The organism is Mesorhizobium sp. M0051 (assembly GCF_040323235.1).
GTDB lineage: Bacteria > Pseudomonadota > Alphaproteobacteria > Rhizobiales > Rhizobiaceae > Mesorhizobium.
Map to the genome: position 1 here is coordinate 236,455 of NZ_JAMYUT010000003.1, position 16,937 is coordinate 253,391.

General features: G+C 61.7%; 15 protein-coding genes and 1 pseudogene. 11 read left to right on the top strand and 5 right to left on the bottom strand.

Annotation, left to right across the window (positions count from 1 at the left end; genetic code table 11):
• Positions 1-16 precede the first annotated feature (16 nt).
• Complete coding sequence (locus NKJ90_RS04975; RefSeq protein WP_023759862.1) at positions 17-1,261, bottom strand: serine/threonine-protein kinase; 1,245 nt, start codon at positions 1,259-1,261, stop codon at positions 17-19.
• A 244-nt stretch (positions 1,262-1,505) separates the two neighbouring features.
• Between NKJ90_RS04975 and NKJ90_RS04980 the strand changes: the two genes are divergently transcribed.
• On the top strand, positions 1,506-1,823 hold the full coding sequence (locus NKJ90_RS04980) for a hypothetical protein (protein WP_023759863.1): 318 nt from the start codon (positions 1,506-1,508) through the stop codon (positions 1,821-1,823).
• A 91-nt stretch (positions 1,824-1,914) separates the two neighbouring features.
• Here NKJ90_RS04980 and NKJ90_RS04985 read toward each other — a convergent pair whose 3' ends face one another.
• Positions 1,915-3,006 carry a COX15/CtaA family protein gene (locus NKJ90_RS04985; protein ID WP_023759864.1) on the bottom strand — a complete coding sequence of 364 codons (1,092 nt, stop codon included), beginning with the start codon at positions 3,004-3,006 and terminating at the stop codon, positions 1,915-1,917.
• A 200-nt stretch (positions 3,007-3,206) separates the two neighbouring features.
• Here NKJ90_RS04985 and NKJ90_RS04990 point away from each other — a divergent pair, with 200 nt between their 5' ends.
• Positions 3,207-3,422 carry a DUF2842 domain-containing protein gene (locus tag NKJ90_RS04990; protein WP_023759866.1) on the top strand — a complete coding sequence of 72 codons (216 nt, stop codon included), beginning with the start codon at positions 3,207-3,209 and terminating at the stop codon, positions 3,420-3,422.
• Between the two features lie 23 nt (positions 3,423-3,445).
• Here the strand turns inward: NKJ90_RS04990 and NKJ90_RS04995 are convergent, their stop codons facing one another.
• Positions 3,446-4,504 (bottom strand): polysaccharide deacetylase family protein, encoded by a 1,059-nt coding sequence (locus NKJ90_RS04995; RefSeq protein ID WP_023759867.1) that lies wholly within the window; start codon positions 4,502-4,504, stop codon positions 3,446-3,448.
• Positions 4,505-4,595: 91 nt separating this feature from the next.
• Between NKJ90_RS04995 and NKJ90_RS05000 the strand changes: the two genes are divergently transcribed.
• Entirely contained in the window at positions 4,596-5,825 is a 1,230-nt protein-coding gene (locus NKJ90_RS05000; protein ID WP_352485752.1) for a GNAT family N-acetyltransferase, read from the top strand.
• Positions 5,826-5,828: 3 nt separating this feature from the next.
• Here the strand turns inward: NKJ90_RS05000 and NKJ90_RS05005 are convergent, their stop codons facing one another.
• Complete coding sequence (locus NKJ90_RS05005) at positions 5,829-6,542, bottom strand: GntR family transcriptional regulator (RefSeq protein WP_023759869.1); 714 nt, start codon at positions 6,540-6,542, stop codon at positions 5,829-5,831.
• Between the two features lie 262 nt (positions 6,543-6,804).
• Here NKJ90_RS05005 and NKJ90_RS05010 point away from each other — a divergent pair, with 262 nt between their 5' ends.
• The 6 genes and pseudogenes from NKJ90_RS05010 to NKJ90_RS05035 all read left to right on the top strand — a co-directional run bounded on the left by NKJ90_RS05010 (position 6,805) and on the right by NKJ90_RS05035 (position 12,636).
• Positions 6,805-7,893: an ABC transporter ATP-binding protein gene (locus NKJ90_RS05010; RefSeq protein WP_023759870.1), complete on the top strand. Its 1,089-nt coding sequence runs from the start codon at positions 6,805-6,807 to the stop codon at positions 7,891-7,893.
• Between the two features lie 33 nt (positions 7,894-7,926).
• Positions 7,927-9,216, top strand: coding sequence for an ABC transporter substrate-binding protein (locus tag NKJ90_RS05015; protein ID WP_023759871.1), 1,290 nt, complete (start codon positions 7,927-7,929; stop codon positions 9,214-9,216).
• 181 nt (positions 9,217-9,397) lie between these two features.
• Positions 9,398-10,225: pseudogene (locus tag NKJ90_RS05020) on the top strand (ABC transporter permease); the annotation flags it as partial.
• A 1-nt stretch (position 10,226) separates the two neighbouring features.
• Complete coding sequence (locus NKJ90_RS05025) at positions 10,227-11,045, top strand: ABC transporter permease (protein WP_023759873.1); 819 nt, start codon at positions 10,227-10,229, stop codon at positions 11,043-11,045.
• Positions 11,046-11,047: 2 nt separating this feature from the next.
• Positions 11,048-11,794 (top strand): aspartate/glutamate racemase family protein, encoded by a 747-nt coding sequence (locus tag NKJ90_RS05030; RefSeq protein ID WP_023759874.1) that lies wholly within the window; start codon positions 11,048-11,050, stop codon positions 11,792-11,794.
• 5 nt (positions 11,795-11,799) lie between these two features.
• Positions 11,800-12,636, top strand: a complete 837-nt coding sequence (locus NKJ90_RS05035; RefSeq protein ID WP_023759875.1) for a GNAT family N-acetyltransferase — start codon at positions 11,800-11,802, stop codon at positions 12,634-12,636.
• Between the two features lie 42 nt (positions 12,637-12,678).
• On the opposite strand, the gene NKJ90_RS05040 is transcribed toward NKJ90_RS05035, so the two are convergent.
• Positions 12,679-14,949: a GumC family protein gene (locus NKJ90_RS05040; protein WP_023759876.1), complete on the bottom strand. Its 2,271-nt coding sequence runs from the start codon at positions 14,947-14,949 to the stop codon at positions 12,679-12,681.
• Between the two features lie 258 nt (positions 14,950-15,207).
• Here NKJ90_RS05040 and NKJ90_RS05045 point away from each other — a divergent pair, with 258 nt between their 5' ends.
• Both NKJ90_RS05045 and NKJ90_RS05050 read left to right on the top strand, forming a co-directional pair.
• Entirely contained in the window at positions 15,208-15,771 is a 564-nt protein-coding gene (locus NKJ90_RS05045) for a polysaccharide biosynthesis/export family protein (protein ID WP_023759877.1), read from the top strand.
• An 8-nt stretch (positions 15,772-15,779) separates the two neighbouring features.
• Positions 15,780-16,910, top strand: coding sequence for a glycosyltransferase family 4 protein (locus NKJ90_RS05050; protein WP_352485753.1), 1,131 nt, complete (start codon positions 15,780-15,782; stop codon positions 16,908-16,910).
• The last annotated feature ends 27 nt before the right edge of the window (positions 16,911-16,937 follow it).

The following is a 16,937-nucleotide window of genomic DNA, read 5'->3' on the forward strand; positions in this document are numbered from 1 at the left end:
CACCTTCACACCGGGTTTATATTCTTAAACTCCCGTTGACGCGGAGGCGCCTTTCTTCCGCCTCCCTTTCTCGCTTAAGTTGTTCGATCTGCTGCATTTCCTTTTGGCGCGCCTTCGCTGTAAGCCGCTCCCTCAAAATAAGGGTCGTTCTCGGAAGCCACTGTTTAAAATGATCTATTGCAGCTTGGGCAGAGTGCTCTGGAACTGAAGCGGACGCTTCCGCCCCTATGAACCGAAACGAATGAGGTTCTACCCCCATAATCGAGCTATAACTTCCCATATTGTTAAGCGCCTCAATCCATTCTGGCGTTACAGGACGATCAAGCGTCAGCCGGAGTATCCCGTCATCCCAATTTGCACCAATTAACTTTGGTGGCTCATGGGCGAGAGGATCATCGATCTCTCCCATTTTCACCACGGTATTTGTGATCGCGCTCAGTTTCTGCAACGAAACCGACTCGGCATGATACTTCTGAACAAGCATCTTAATCGCCGCTATGGATTCCGGCCTGTCACTAGGATTTTGCTTGATCATACTTGCCACAACACGGTCCAAGTATGCGAATTCTGTCGCAATACCTTCTATAGAGCTGTAGTCGGTCCCATGGGGTACGCTGCCGGTAAACATCTCATTCAACATTAGGCCCAACGCGTAGATATCGGCAGATGGTAGGACTTTCTTGCCAAAACCGCGCTGCTCGGGTGCAGCGTAAATGAAATTTGCCATCCGTTGAGTTGGCCCAGTCTCTACCATCGTGGCCAAGGTATCTTCTGAAAAGTTTGCAATGCCAAAATCTGCAATAGCTGGGACATCCGTTCTGTTGTCGAATAGTATGTTTTCTGGTTTCAAATCGCGATGTGTTACTCCGAGAAGATGCGCCGCTTCGACGCCATCTAAAATTTGGGAAAATAGTTTTAATACGTTGCTGGGTTGAATGCCTTTGCTTAATTCGTCGCGAAGGCTACCGCTATATAGACGCATCACGTAAAATGGACCATTGAACTTTTCTGTAGCAGCAATTCCAAAATCGATTACGGTTACTATATTTTTATGCTTATTTCGCATCAGGAAAGCAATTTCGTTTTTAAATCTTCTTCTTTTGTCCGATGAGGATTGAGTAAGAACTTTTACTGCTACCGATTCGCCAGCATTATCTTTCCCGGCGTAGACACGACCGGCGCCACCTTCACCTATCTGCTCGTCTATGGTGTAGTCGTTGAACGCCGTATTTAGCGAGATCGGCTGCTTGAGTTTCGACATTGGATCACTGTGGCCCTTCTCACTCCGGAACTCCGCAACTTAAACGTTGTGCATTTGGCTTTCATCAAAAATTGGAACCAACGCACAGATATCGAAGGGTCGAAGTGCTAGCTGGGACAGATGCCGTTTTGACAAGCAGGCGCATCTTCTGAACGGCGAATGAACTATGCAAGGGCAGCGCAAGTAACCGCCTGTTCACCACGATGGGCTACTGACTGGTCCCGGCTCCATTCTGGGATTTGTCATGGTCAGCGCGATTTCGGGGCCCTCCCAGGTAACCCAGTATTCCTCGTCCAGCTCGTCGAGCAATGCAGCCCAGGAGGCCGCGCTCGAGAAGCAGATCCAGGATCTGGAAGATCAGGCCAAGGCGATCACGGATCAGGTCAAGGCCGCGCATGTGCAGCAAGATATCGCCGTGGCCCAAGCCAGACTTGATGCACTCAAGGCCGCCGACAAGGCTGCCAAGGCCGATCAGGGCCAATCCGCGCCATCAGCCGCCGCGTTGCGTCAGGCGGAATTCGACGGCGAGAAGACGACATCTTCAAACGAATTCTGGATGTAACTGGCCGATCCATCTTTTTGTTGTGACGCAATTCCCTAAGGGAAAGCGCTATGCGCGTTCCCGGGAAAACCGTTTCACACTTTTCCTGGGATCAGCTCCTGAGCGCGATTTCGTGCGGCAAGGGATAGGCGCCCTTGGTGCCGCGCCAATGCGCCGCGGCAAAGCCCAGCACGATGAGTGCAAAACCCTGATGCGTCAGCGCCATGTGCAGCGGCACATGCATCAGCAGCGTGCCGATGCCGATCGAGGCCTGCACCAGCACCAGCAGAAACAGCAGCGTCGCACGGCGAGCGTGCGTTGAGCCTGGCAGCCGCCGGCGCGTGGCGATCATGTGCCACAAGGCCACGATGAACACCGTATAGGCGCCGAGCCGGTGGACGAATTGCACCGTCTTCGGACTTTCGAAGAAGTTGCGCCACGCCGGCTCGAGCAGCAAGAGATCGCCCGGGATGATCTTGCCGTCCATCAGCGGCCAGGTGTTGTAGCTCAGGCCCGCGTCGAGCCCAGCGACCAGGCCGCCGAGATAGATCTGGACCAGCGCCAGAAGCACGATGAAACCGGCCAGCCTCTGCGTCGACCGATCGGCGGCAGGCTCGGAATGCGGCGCCAGCCCGCGTGCCACGACCATGGTCGCGGTGAAGATCAGTGCGGCGAGTGTCAGGTGGGTCGCCAGCCGGTACTGACTGACGGAGACCCGATCGACCAGGCCGGAGGCCACCATCCACCAGCCTATGGCGCCCTGCAGGCCGCCGAGCAAAAGGATGCCCACGAGTTTCAGCCCCAGACCGTGCTCGATGCGGCGTGTCGCCCAGAAGAACAGCAACGGCAAGGCAAAGACCAGGCCGACGCTACGCGCCAGGATGCGGTGCGCCCATTCCCACCAAAAGATCGACTTGAACGCCTCGATGCTCATGCCCTTGTTGAGCTCGGCATATTGCGGGATCTGCTGATAGAGCTGGAATTCCTCTTGCCACTCGGCGTCGTTGAGCGGCGGGATCACGCCATGGATAGGCTTCCACTGCGTGATCGACAGGCCGGACTCGGTAAGCCTGGTGGCGCCGCCGACCAACACCAACGCAAACAGCACCAGCACCACCATATAGAGCCAGCCGCGCAACAGCGCCCGGTTGCGCAGGTCGCGGTCGCGGGCCACAAATGGTGCGGCAGCTGATATGGCAGCCATGGTCTTGTCCCGGCAGGTTGGTTTGGCGGATTGGTGGACCATCGCACCCGCGCTGGCAAGGCCATGCAGCGCGGCACGCCGTCGCGCCGCGTCTCATCGGTTGCACAGCTTCGCGCCAAGGCCTATGCGAGGCCAACACTCTGAGTTTGCCCGGTGGTCCCCTGTCCGAGTTGCCGGCATCCTCGACCAGGAGACCAACCATGCCCCTGCGCCTGAAAAAGCTGATCGGAATGTTCCTGCTGATCGCGCTGGTCATCATCTATGCGCTCGTCGCATCGATCTTCGCGGTCGCCCAGCTGTCGGAGTCGGGCCCGTGGGTGCATTTCCTGTTCTTCCTGCTCAGCGGCCTGCTCTGGGTGCTGCCGGCAATGGGCATCATCAAATGGCTGATGCTGGAGCCGCGGGCGAAGCGCTAAGCGGAATCCGGGCCCCGCCGCCATCAAATCGTAACGAGCATCTTGCCGGCGTTAGCGAGCGGCGTCGTCACGCCCGACAGCATGGTGCGGATATGGGCGAGGCTCTGGTAGCGGCCGTTGACTGAAATGCGCGGCAAGGCATGCAGGAAACCGGCATGTTCGGCGCGCAGCACACCGTGGCGCGTCGTTACAGCGGATGCATAGCCCGAGTCGCGGGCAAAGCGGACTTCGCGGCAGCCAACAGCACTTGCATAGCCATAGGGGTAGGCGAAATGGCCGGGCTTTTCGCCCAGCTCCGCCTGCAACATGGCGCGCACGGCGCCGGTCTCCTGACGGGCGTCGGCTTCTGAAAGCCGCTTCAGATTGCTGTGGTTGATCGTATGAGCGCCGATCGTCACCAGCGGATGCGCGGCGATGCTGCGGATTTCGTCCCAGTTCATCAATGTCCGCAAGCGCGGGCCGTCGGCGTCAACGCCATTTGAGCGAGCCAGTTCGCGCAGCACCGCTTGCAGATTCTCCTCGCGGACTTCGGAGGTTAGATAGGCATGCAGGCGTGCATTGGCCTGCAGTTTCTTCGCAGGTGTCGAGCAATCGATCGTCAATGGACCGTTCGGTCGCGTCAGAGTGAGGCTGTCGCGCGCGTTGACGATGTCCTCGACCACATCCCACCACAGGTCGGCGGTGCCGTTGATAAGCCCGGGCGCGACATAGATGGTGATCGGTGCACCGTGCTTCTCCAGCAACGGCAGCGCCTCGGTCATGTTGTCGCGATAGGCGTCGTCGGCGGTGATGGTGGCGAACTGGCCACCTTTGCCGCCCACCTTGATGCGCTCGACGGCTTCGTCCATGGCGACGAAGGCATAGCCGCTCGCCTTCATGTCGGCGATCATGGCATCGAGGAAGCCGGGTGCTATGTTCAAATGGCGGTTGACGCTGTGCGGCTTTTCCGGCGTCGCGGTGACGCGGTGCAGCATCAGTATGGCGCCAATGCCGCCGATGAACGGCTTGGCCAGCGGTGCAAGGCCGGTATAGCGGGCGACGTTCAGCGCCAGTTTCCGGATTGCCTCCCCGCCGTCGATCATTCATTCACCTTTTGCGCCTAGGCTGATCCAAGCACGGAACGCGCCTGCGCGAAGCCCCAAATCGCGATCAATATGCCCTAAGGATTGAGGTATGGTTGACGCAACCGCGTCATTTGACGGCAATCGGCTTGCGGCGACCGAGGCGTCGCCGCGCGCCTTGCCGCAGGACCATGCCGGCCTGTTCATTTCAGTGGTGTCGGCGGACGGGCTCGCGGCCTATGCCGAGTTCTGCCGCTCGGCCCTGTTTGCGCCGGCGCAAAGTGCTGGCTGGGTCTTGAACTGGGCTGCACAGGTCAGGCCGGATTTGCTCGTCGCGACATTGAGCGCCGACGGCAAGCCGGTTTTTTCGCTGGCGCTGGAGGTCACCGCCAGCGGTCCGTTCCGCGTCGCCCGCTTCATGGGAGGTCGCCACGCCAATGGCAACTTCGTCGCCGCGGACCCTGGCTGGCTGGCCAAAGCGGATATCCGGGCCGTCCGATCGATGCTGGCGGCCATCGCCAAGGAACGTCCGGACATCGATCTCGTCGCGTTGGAACGATTGCTGCCCAATCTGGACGGCGTCGCCAATCCCTTCGCCTCACTTGACCATTTTGCCAGCCCCAATCTGTCGCTGGCCGTCGACCTTGTCGGAGGCTTCGATGCGCTGCTTTCTCGCGCCAGCGGCAAACACAAACGCAAGAAGCACCGTTCGCAGATCCGGAAATTCGAAGCCGTCGGCAGCCATCGCCGGATCGAGGCGCGCACGGCCGACGAGGTCGCAAGGCTGCTCGATGGCTTTTTCGAGATGAAGGAATTCCGTTTCCGCAAGATGGGCATCACCAACGTCTTCGGCGACGAGTTGGTGCGCAGCTTCTTTCGAGCGCTGTTCGTGCAAGCGCTTGCCGAGGACAAACCTTCTTTCGTGCTGCACGGGCTAGAGGTTGCCGGCAAGCTGCGCGCCGTCACCGGATCGAGCCGCTCGGGTAAGCGCCTGATCTGCGAGTTCGGCGCGATTGCCGACGACGACCTCGGCCATACCAGCCCCGGCGACTTCCTGTTCTTCGACAACATCCAGGAAGCCTGCGCGACCGGCTTCGAGGTCTATGATTTTTCCGTCGGCGACGAGGCCTACAAGCGGCTGTGGTGCGATATGGAGACCCAACATTTCGAAGTGCTGATACCACTGACCCTGAAGGGCCGCGTGCTGGCGCTGATGCTCAGGCAAGGCGCGCGGCTGAAAGCCTTCATCAAGAACAGCCCGACGATCTGGAAGCTGACCAAGATGCTGCGCCGCAAGGCGGCGGGACAGGCGGCATCCACTGCCGGCGAAGACGACAGCTAGCTCTCAGAAGTCGAGGGCTTCCCTCAGCGCCGGGCTGGCCCTGACGCGCAAATCCAGATCGGCCTCGATATGATCGAGGTGGTGCAGCATCAGCAGGCTCGCCCGCCCGCAATCTCCGCTCCCCAGCGCGCCGACAATTTCCGTGTGTTCGCTGTGCCCACAGGCGGATATGCCAGACCGCCCGTAGAGCGCGATGACCAGTGACGAGCGCGCCACCAGCTCCTCCATGAAGCGCTGCAGGATGGCATTGCCGGCGACGGCGGCGAGCAGCAAGTGGAAATCGCCCGACGCCCTGATTTCGGAACGCCGCGCATTCGGCCCACGCTCGGCAATGAAGCGGCCCTCCTCGTCGAGCTGCGCCTTGAATGCAGCTATGTCGGCAGCGGTGACGCGGCCGCAGGCGGCGATGGCAATGCCCGGTTCGATCAGCCGTCGCGAGGCGAACACCTGGCGCGCTTCCTCTGGCGATGGGTTGGCGACGAAGGCGCCACGGTTGCGCTCGGTGCGCACCAGCCCTTCGAAGGACAGCATCTGCAGCGCCGCGCGTGCCACCGTACGGGAGACGTCGAACAGCGTGCCGACCTCGCCTTCCGACAGTTTGGTGCCCGGCGCCAGCCGGCGGTCGACGATGGCGTCGCGTAGCTGGTCGCGGATCGCCTGGGCACGATCCTGCGTGGCACTGTCGGTGGCGGAATAGATCTGGTCGGCAAAGTTCATGGCGGCAATTCTTTCCGTCCCCTTCTAACGCGACTCTCGACGTCAGCACGAGAGGCAAAGTGGACACGAAGGCAAAAAAGATTGCATACGATTTGTGTATAGATCGCAGACAATCGCCCATAATTTGTGCAACGCACAAAACGCCCGTTTGATAGGCGACACCCGAAAATCCCGATTTCCCCGACAATTCAAATGCTTGGTCGGCAGCATGGCGATTGGCATGCATGATGCTTTGGCTAATACGACCAAACGGGGATGCCTGATGTCCAAAGCCGCCGAAATCGACATTGTGTCCGTTTCGAAAATCTATGGAACGACGACCGCCGTCGAGGGCATCAGCCTCAAGATCCCGGCCGGCACCTATTGCTGCTTGCTCGGCCCTTCCGGCTGCGGCAAGACCTCGACGCTGCGCATGATCGCCGGCCATGAGAGCATTTCCAGCGGCGATGTCCGCCTTGGCAACGTGGTGGTGACGGACTTGCCGCCGGCCAAGCGGGGCACGGCGATGATGTTCCAGTCCTATGCGCTCTTCCCGCATCTCGACCTCATCGACAATGTCGCCTTCAGCCTCAAGATGAAGGGCATCGACAAGGAAAAGCGTCGTGCCAAGGCGCTCGACATGCTGAAGCTGATGCAGATGGAGGCCTATGCGACGCGCCGGCCCGCACAGCTTTCCGGCGGCCAGCAGCAGCGCGTCGCGCTGGCGCGCGCGCTGATCACCGATCCCGAGGCGCTGTTGCTCGACGAGCCGCTTTCCGCGCTCGATCCGTTCCTGAAGATCCGCATGCGGGCCGAGCTGAAAAAGCTGCAGACGTCACTCGGCATCACTTTCGTCCACGTCACCCACAGCCAGGAGGAGGCGATGGCACTCGCCGACCTGATCGTGGTGATGAATGACGGCCTCATCGAACAAGCGGCGCCGCCGCGCGACGTTTTCGAGCGGCCGGCCACCGCCTTCGTTGCCCGCTTCATGGGCGACCACAATGTCATCTCCGGCCGGGTCACCGGCGAACGCGGCGCCATGGTCACCTTCGACGTGAATGGCGGCGGCTCGCTTGCCGCCAGCGGCCAACCACGGGACGTGGGAGCGCCGATCGATATCGCCATCCGCACCGACCATGTGCGCATCGGCGAGGCGCCCTCGCCCGGTCTCGGCTTCACGGGCATCGTCTCCAACATCGAATATCGCGGCGCCACGGTGAAGCTGTCGGTCACCGGCGCCGGCATCGACGATTTCACCGTCATCGTCGACGATTCCGACTTCTTCGCCAAACCAGTCGCCATTGGCAACGCCGTGCCGCTCGCCTGGGGTTCCGAGGATGCCATCATCCTCGGCCGCCTGCATTCATGACGTCAACCAAGCAAAACAAGATAGGGGAATAGGATGACAAACACTACGCAAACCAAGGCGGGCATTTCGCGCCGCTCGCTGCTCAAGACGGGTGCCGCTGCCGTCGGCCTTGCCGCCGGCTCCGGTGCCATATCAGGCTTTCCGACCATTTGGGCGCAATCCAACATCACGCTGCGCCAGTTCGGCACCGGCGTGTCGAACCTCAACGCCATCGCCGACAAGTGCAAGGCCGATCTCGGTATCACGCTGGAGATGACGGCGACAGATTCCGACGCGGCCGCCCAACGTGCAGTGACCCAGCCCGACAGTTACGACATCGCCGACATCGAATACTGGATCTGCAAGAAGGTGTTCCCGAGCGGCGTCCTGCAGCCGATGGACGTCAGCAAACTGAAGTACTACGACGAACTGGTGCCGCTGTTCAAAACCGGCAAGCTGACGCCCGACAGCGTCATCGCGCAGGGCACGGCGCCGCACACGGTCGGGTATGTCGACGCGCAGGACTCAAAGACCTTCGCCAAGGCACCGACCAACTGGTTCACCATGGTGCCGACCATCTACAACGCCGACACGCTGGGCATCCGCCCCGACCTCGTCGGCCGCGACATCACCACATGGGCCGATATCATGGACCCGGCCTTCAAGGGCAAGACCGCAATCCTCAACATCCCCTCCATCGGCATCATGGATGCGGCGATGATCATGGAAGCCACGGGCAATATCAAATATGCCGACAAGGGCAACATGACAAAGGACGAGATCGACAAGACGATCGACTTCCTGATCAAGGCCAAGCAGGCCGGCCAGTTCCGCGCCTTCTGGAAGTCCTTCGACGAGAGCGTCAATCTGATGGCGTCGGGCGAAGTCGTCATCCAGTCGATGTGGTCACCCGCCGTCGCCGCCGTGCGCTCCAAGGGCATCGCCTGCCGCTTCCAGCCGCTCAAGGAAGGCTACCGCTCATGGGGTGGCGGCCTCGGTCTTGCCGCCCACCTCAAGGGCGCCGAGCTCGACGCTGCTTACGAGTACATAAACTGGTACACTTCGGGCTGGGTCGGCGGCTATCTCAATCGCCAGGGCTACTATTCGGCCAACATGGTCTCAGCCAAGAAATTCATGACCGAGGACGAATGGGGCTACTGGATTGAAGGCAAGCCAGCCAAGGGCGAGATCAAGGCACCGGACGGCACGGTCATGGAGAAGGCCGGCGCGGTGCGTGACGGCGGCTCGTTCGAGGAGCGCATGGGCAAGGTCGCCTGCTGGAACTCGGTCATGGACGAGGACCGCTACATGGTGAAGCGCTGGAACGAGTTCATCGCGGCTTGATCTAGTCAGCGCCCCTTCTCTTCCCCTTCTCCCCTTGTGGGAGAAGGGGATTGGCGCGCAGCGCCCGCACCACAAACCTGCACCGAGAGCATTAATGACAGTCGCGCTCGACCGCCCCGCAATTGCCGCCGCCGCGAAACCAGCCCGACGACGACGCTTCGCGTTCGGCGGGGTCACGCCCTATCTCCAATCGGCGCCACTGGCGCTGATCCTCAGCGCATTCCTGCTCCTGCCCATCATCATGATCGTCGTCGTGTCCTTCTGGGATTACGACTTCGCCGCCATGTATCCGGATTTCCTGACCACCAACTATTCCGACGTTCTGGGCTCGTGGGTTACCTGGAAGACCTATCTCAACACCATCAAGTTCGCCGCCATCGTTTGGGCGCTGACCTTGTGCATCGGCTTCTGGGTCGCCTATTTCCTCGCCTTCCACATCCGCACCACGGCCATGCAGATGGTGCTGTTCCTGGTCTGCACCGTGCCTTTCCTAACCTCCAACATCATCCGCATGATCTCATGGATTCCGGTGCTCGGCCGCAACGGGCTGATCAACTCGACGCTGGTGCATCTGGGGCTGGTGCCGAAACCGATTGAATGGTTGCTCTATTCCGAATTCGCGGTCGTGCTAGCCATGGTTCATCTTTACACGCTGTTCATGGTGACGCCGATCTTCAACACGCTGATGCGCATCGACCGCTCGCTGGTCGAGGCCGCGCGCGACGCGGGTGCGTCCGGCTGGCAGGTGCTGTGGAACGTCATCATTCCGCTGGCCAAGCCGGGCATGGCGATCGGCACCATCTTCGTCGTCACGCTTGTCATGGCCGACTTCTCAACCGTGCAGGTGATGTCGGGCGGCCAGAGCGCCTCCGTTGCGCTGATGATGAAGAACCAGATGTCACTGCTGCAGTATCCGGCCGCCGCCGCCAATGCGGTGGTGCTGCTGGTGCTGGTGCTGCTGATAGTCGCCGGCATCCTGCGCATTGTCGACATTCGCAAGGAGCTCTGACGTGAGCCCCGAAAAACGCACTGTCGGTTTCTACGTGCTGGCGGTCTTCTTCACGCTGTTCGTATTGTTCCTCTACGGCCCGCTGTCAGCGATCCTGATTCTCTCCTTTCAGGGCGAGACCGGCGGCCTCACCTTCCCGCTCAACGGTGTGTCGCTGCACTGGTTCGCCAATCTGTTCGAGCGCCAGGCGGTCGGCGATTTCGGCGGCAGCTTCAAGCGCTCGCTGGTGCTGGGCGTCATGGTGATGATCGTCACCGTCGTTGTGTCACTGCTGGCGGGCCTTGCCTTCCGCCAGAAATTTCGGGGCGCTACCGCGCTGTTCTACCTGGCTGTCGCCAGCCTCGTCGTGCCCTCGATCATCATTTCACTGGGCATCGGCGTGGTCTTCCAGCAGATCGGCTTTCGTCCGGCCTGGTACACGTCCGCCTTCGGCGCGCATCTGACCTGGACCTTGCCGTTCGGCGTACTGATCATGTTTGCAGTCTTCAACCGCTTCTCGCCGGCCTACGAGGAAGCCGCACGCGACCTCGGCGCCACCTCCTGGCAGACCTTCGCCCATGTCGTGCTGCCGATGATCGCGCCGAGCCTGATCGGCGTTGGCCTGTTCGGCTTCACGCTGTCCTACGACGAGTTCGCGCGTACGCTGATGACCTCAGGCACCTTCAACACGCTGCCGCTCGAAATCTATGGCATGACCACCAATGTCACGACGCCCGTGCTCTACGCGCTTGGCACGGTGACCACGGTGTTTTCGTTCCTGGTGATCCTGGCGACGTTGGGCGCCATCCTCTATGTCGGCCGCCGCCGGGCGAGAGCGTGACCGTGCAGATACTTGTGGTAAACCCAAACACGACCTCGAGCATGACCGAGACGATCGCCGCCGCAGCACGCGCGGTCGCCAGTGCCTGGACGGAGGTGGTTGCCGTCACTTCGTCCATGGGACCGGTGTCGATCGAAGGCTATTATGACGAGGCGCTGGCCGTGCCGGGCCTGCTGATGGAGATCGCCGCCGGCGAGCGTCGCGGCGCGCAGGCGGCCATCATCGCCTGTTTCGACGACACCGGCCTGGATGCGGCACGCGCCATGGCCGGTATCCCTGTCATCGGTATCTGCGAGGCGGCGCTTTCCATCGCCGCTTTCATTGCCCAGCGCTTCACCGTGGTGACAACCACCGAACGCTCGCTTGTACCTGTCGAGGGGCTGGTGCAGCGCTACGGCATGGCGGGCCGCGTCCGCGTGCGCGCTGCGGACATATCCGTGCTTGCGCTGGAGGACCCGGCATCTGGCGCGGTCGGAAAACTGCGCGACGAAATCGCCCGAGCCATCCGGGAGGATCGCGCCGAGGCCATCGTGCTCGGCTGCGCCGGTATGGCCGACCTTGCGCAGCGGCTACAGGCGGAGTTCCAACTACCGGTGATCGACGGCGTCGGAGCAGCACTCAAGCAGGCCGAGGCGCTTATCTCGCTCGGCCTGTCGACATCGAAGCGCGGCGCCTATGCAAGCCCGCTGGCCAAGCCCTATCGTGGTGTGCTGAAATCCTTCTCACCCGGAATAGCCGCTGCGGAGTGAGCGCCATGAAGCCGACCATCCGGACGCTGTCGCTGCAGGAGCTGGCTGTTCTCGTCGACTGGGCGGCCGCGGAAGGCTGGAACCCAGGCCTTGAAGACGCGGCGATGTTCCAGGCCGCGGATCCCGAAGGCTTCATCGGCGCCTTTGTCGGCAACGAAATGGTCGCGGCAATCTCGGCGGTGGCCTATGGAATCGAGTTCGGCTTCATTGGCCTCTACATCTGCCGGCCGGATATGCGCGGCAAAGGCTACGGCAAGGCGGTGTGGAACGCCGGCATGAAAAGGCTTGCCGGCCGCACCATCGGGCTCGACGGCGTCGCAGAGCAGCAGGCGAATTACCGGCGCATGGGCTTCAGCCCGGCCTACGAGACCACCCGCTACAGCGGGCGCAAGGTGGGACCCTCGGGCAGAGCCGACGGACTGCGGTTGTTGACGACAGAGCTCGTGCCCGACATCATCGCCTATGACGCACATTGCTTTCCCGCGCCCCGGCGTGCCTTCCTGCAGCGATGGCTGCAGGCGCCGCATCACGGGCTGGCGGCGATCAATTCGCGTGGCACCAGCGGCTATGGCGTAGCGCGGCGGTGTCGGTCCGGCTTCAAGATCGGTCCGTTGTTTGCCGACGATATGAAAATCGCCCTGCAATTGCTGGAACGACTGGCTGGTGCCTGCGAGGGCGGCGATCTGAGCATCGACGTTCCAGCCACCAAACGGGATTTTATCGCAGCGCTCAATGCGGCCGGTTTTGTGCCGACCTTCACCACCACCCGCATGTACAAGGGCCCGCCCCCGAAGCTCGGCCCGCAACGGTTGTTCGGCGTGACGACGCTGGAACTGGGATAGCGACGGTACGGACCTCTGACCGGCCCCCGCCAAGGAACTCCTTCAGGCGGCAGTGCGCCGTCCCGGCACCGGATTGCCGGGCGGCTCGTGGCCGAGCGGCGTCACCAGCGTCAGGTCGGGATAGCCGCTTTCGATCAGCTTGACCGCGGCCTGTGCTACTTCGTCGTCCGACTCCAGCATGGAGAGAAAGACCTCGGTGGCATCGCCGGTCAGACGGCTGATGCCTTGCGCGTCGGCTGGTCCGCATTCGACCACGACCAGATCATAAGCCGTTGTCAGCGACTGCATGATGATCGGCAGCCGGTCGGCGGCGCGCATGGCGCGGACCGGATCGGCGGTGCCGACGGGAATGACGTGACAGTCCGAGTAGAGATCGGCGTGGATGACGTCGCTGAACTGCGCCTCCGAAGCGAGCAGGTTCGTGATGCCGGGGAAAAGCCCACTGTCCAGCATCGGCCGTGAGGCCGCCCCCGACGCGGTGAGATCCAGCAACAGGACGCGCAGGCCGGCGTCGGCGACCTCGCGTGCGACCAGGACCGCGGATGCGGCGGCCTCGTCGCCCTCCGGCGAGACGAAGATGGCGCGCGCGGCACCACTGGCGATCAGCTTTTCGGCAGCCTTCTCAACGTCGATCTCACCCAGCGTCGAATGCACCGGTTCGGGCTCGACAGCCGTCTGCTTGGCTGCCGCTGCCTCGGCCATTGCGACCATATCAGGCGCTTCGGCCATGGCGGGCATCGTGGCGTAGGGCTTGGCCTCCGCCGCAGCCGGGCGGTTCCCCATCTCCGGGCGAAGGACGGGATCCCGGAGGACGGCGGGTTCCTGGCGGACAACCGGCATTGCGACCATGTCAGACGCCTGCGCCACATGGGGCATCGCGACCTCATCGATCCGTTCGAAGCGGGAACCGGTCGCCGGACGCATCGCACGGCCGGAAAACAGCTCCCGCAGAAGCGTCACGATGGCCATGATCAGCAGCGATGCGGCGAAAGCGGCGCCAACGATAGGTCCGACCTTCGGGAAATAGGCCTCGGAGGGAACCGAAGCCTTCGAGGCGATCCGGGCGTCAACCGGCAGATAGTTGCGGTCTTGGCGCGAAGCCGCTTCGCGATAGTTGGCCAGATACAGCTCGAGCTGCTGCCGTTTGGCGGTAGCGTCGCGCTGCAGCGCGTCGAGATCGACCTGCTGTTCGCCGGCTTGCGCCGAAGCCGCCTTCAACGTGTTGACGTCGGCGACAAGCTGGTTCTCGCGGGCCTTTGCCGTCTCGGCCTGCATCAACAGGCCTTTCATGATCTTCTGGGCCTCGCTGCGGATCTGCGCGTCGAGATCGGCCAGTTGCGATTTCAGCGCGCGAATACGCGGATGATTGCCAAGCAACGTGGTCGACAGATCGGCGATGTTGGAGCGCAATTCGACCTGTCGCTCGCGCAAGCGCTGGATCAGGTCCGACGACAAAACCTCCGGCACGGCATCCAGCGAACCGCCAGTCTGCAGCGCCCTGCGCACACCGTCAGCGGTCGCTTCGGCAGCGGCGCGGTTGGCGCGCACTTTCGACAGTTCGCTCGACAGTTCCGAAAGCTGCTGGGTGGCCAGCACCGAATTGTTGCCACCCATCAGAAGATCGGACTGTGAGCGGTAGGCGGCTACCTTGGCCTCGGCGTCCTTGACCTGTTTTGACAGGTCGGCGATCTCCGGTGCCAGAAAGTCAGCAGCGGCGTTGTTGGATTCGAGCTTGGCCGCCCCTTGCCCTGCTATATAAGCGGCGGCAATGGCGTCCGGTATGGCGGCCGCGAGCTTGGGATCTTCCGACGAGAACTCAATGGCAATGATGCGGGTCTTCTCGACACCATAGACGTTGAGCTTCTCGTGCATTTTCTTGAGGACGCGTTCTTCCGCCGGAATCTCCATCGGATCGCTTTTCAAGCCTACGAGGACCAGGGCGCGGCTCAACGGCGACATGTCGAGCGCGTCGTCGAACTCGGGCAATTTTTCCAGACCAAGCTTTTGTGCGACCTGCTTGAGGATTTCGTTGGAGGAAATTATCTGGACCTGGGTGGCGACGCCCTGTTCGTCGAGAATTGGCTTGTCGGTGTCATTGTTGTTGCTGGCCGGCCGCGTGTAGACAGATTCGCGTGGTGCGATCTCCACCTGCGTCTCGGCCTTGTAGTGGCGGGTTGCCAACGAAGCGAAAGCGAATGCCAGCCCTGTCACCGACAGCACGACGACGACTATGCGCAACCAGTTCCTCGCCAGGCTGGCGAAGAGTTGCCTGAGATCGACATCGACATCTGCGGCCGCGGACTGAACGGACATGCATCCCTACTCCGATACTGGGTCAGGATGCACCGTAAACAACTATGGTAACTCAGCCGTTAAGAACACGGTAAGTTTCCGTTAGGGTTTACTGGCGAGTGAAAAACAAACCTGCAAAAAAACGCAAAAACTCTTGCCGATGCGCCATGCGTCAGCCCCTCCCTTTACCGGTCATTAACCCTAACAGGATGATAACGAACCCGATCCCTGATGTTTGCTGCGACGCCGCAGCGGCAAGTCGAAGGTACCTGTCCGGTCATGAAAAGCACTGCTCCCCTGTTTCGCGCTCTGCTTGCCGTGTCGATGCTTGCTGGCTGTTCCAGCTATCGGCCGACGCCGGCAGCCTTCCACGAGGTGCTTGATCAGCCCTATCGTCTTGGCGCCGGCGACCGCGTCCGCGTCACAGTGTTCGAGCAGGACGGGCTGACCAACACCTACAGCGTCGACCAATCCGGGTACATCTCCTTCCCGCTTGTCGGCGCCATACCGGCACGTGGCCACACCGCGCAGCAGATGGAAAAGCAAATCGCCGACAAATTGCGGCAAGGCTATCTGCGCGATCCCGACGTTTCGGTCGAGATCGATCGCTACCGGCCGATCTTCGTCATGGGCGAAGTGGGTGCCGGCGGCCAATATTCCTATGTCCCCGGCCTGACGGTGCAGAAGGCGATCGCCATTGCCGGCGGCTTCACGCCGCGCGCCAACCAGGAAAGCGTCGACATCACCCGCGACATCAACGGCAAGGTGATGACCGGCCGCGTGGTCACCTCCGACCCGCTGCTGCCCGGCGATACCGTCTACGTCCGCGAACGCCTGTTCTGACGAACCACGTGGCGGACACCCTCAGGATCGTCCATTGCTTTCGCTCACCCGTCGGGGGAATTTTCCGCCATGTGCGCGACCTGACCGAGGCGCAGGTCGCCGCCGGGCATTCCGTCGGCATCGTTTGCGATTCGACAACGGGCGGCGAGTTCGAGGAAAATCTGTTCGAGCAGATGAAGGACATGCTGGCGCTCGGCATCCATCGCACGCCGATGCAGCGCCATGTCGGCCCGGGCGACCTTGCCTCGGCCTGGCGCACTTACAGGATCATCAAGGAATTGCGGCCGGACGTTTTGCACGGGCACGGCGCCAAGGGTGGCGCCTATGCCCGTCTGTTCGGCTCATTGTTGCGGGTATCAAGGTCTCGCGTAGCCCGCCTCTATTCGCCGCATGGCGGCTCTCTCCACTATGACGAGAACACGACCACCGGAAAGCTGTTCTTCGCGCTCGAGCGCTTCATGGCCCGCTTCACCGACTGCCTGCTGTTTGTCTCCGACTATGAGAGGCGAACCTATCGCCATAAGGTCGGCGAACCGCCCATTCCCAACACCCTTGTCTATAACGGTCTGCGCGCCACAGAATTCGAACCGGCGATCACCGAGCCCGACGCAGCCGATCTGCTCTATATCGGCATGATGCGCGACCTGAAGGGGCCGGATATCTTTATCGATGCCTTGGCGCTGGCCGGCCCCCAGTTCGGCCGCGCACTGACCGCGGTCATGGTCGGACACGGCGACGACCTGCCGCGCTACCACGTGCAAGTAAAACGCCTGGGGCTTGAGCGTCATGTCCGCTTCCTGCCGCCGATGCCGGCCAGGGACGCCTTTGCACTGGCGGCGCTCGTCATCGTTCCCTCACGCGCCGAAGCCATGCCCTATATCGTGCTGGAAACGCTTGCCGCGGGAAAGCCGATGGTCGCCACCGCAGTCGGCGGCATTCCGGAGATCTTCGGCACGAGTTCCCCTGCGCTGATCCGGCCCGACCCGGTCGAGCTTGCCGACAAGATAGGCCAAGCGCTGGCCGACCCTGCTGCCTATATCAACCTGATGCCCGATGGCGCGAACCTCAAGGCGCGGTTCGGCGCCGATGTGATGGCCGCCGACATCGAAAAGGCCTACTTCGCCGCGCTCGACAGATAGCCGTTTCAAAACCACAGGTTGTTTCAA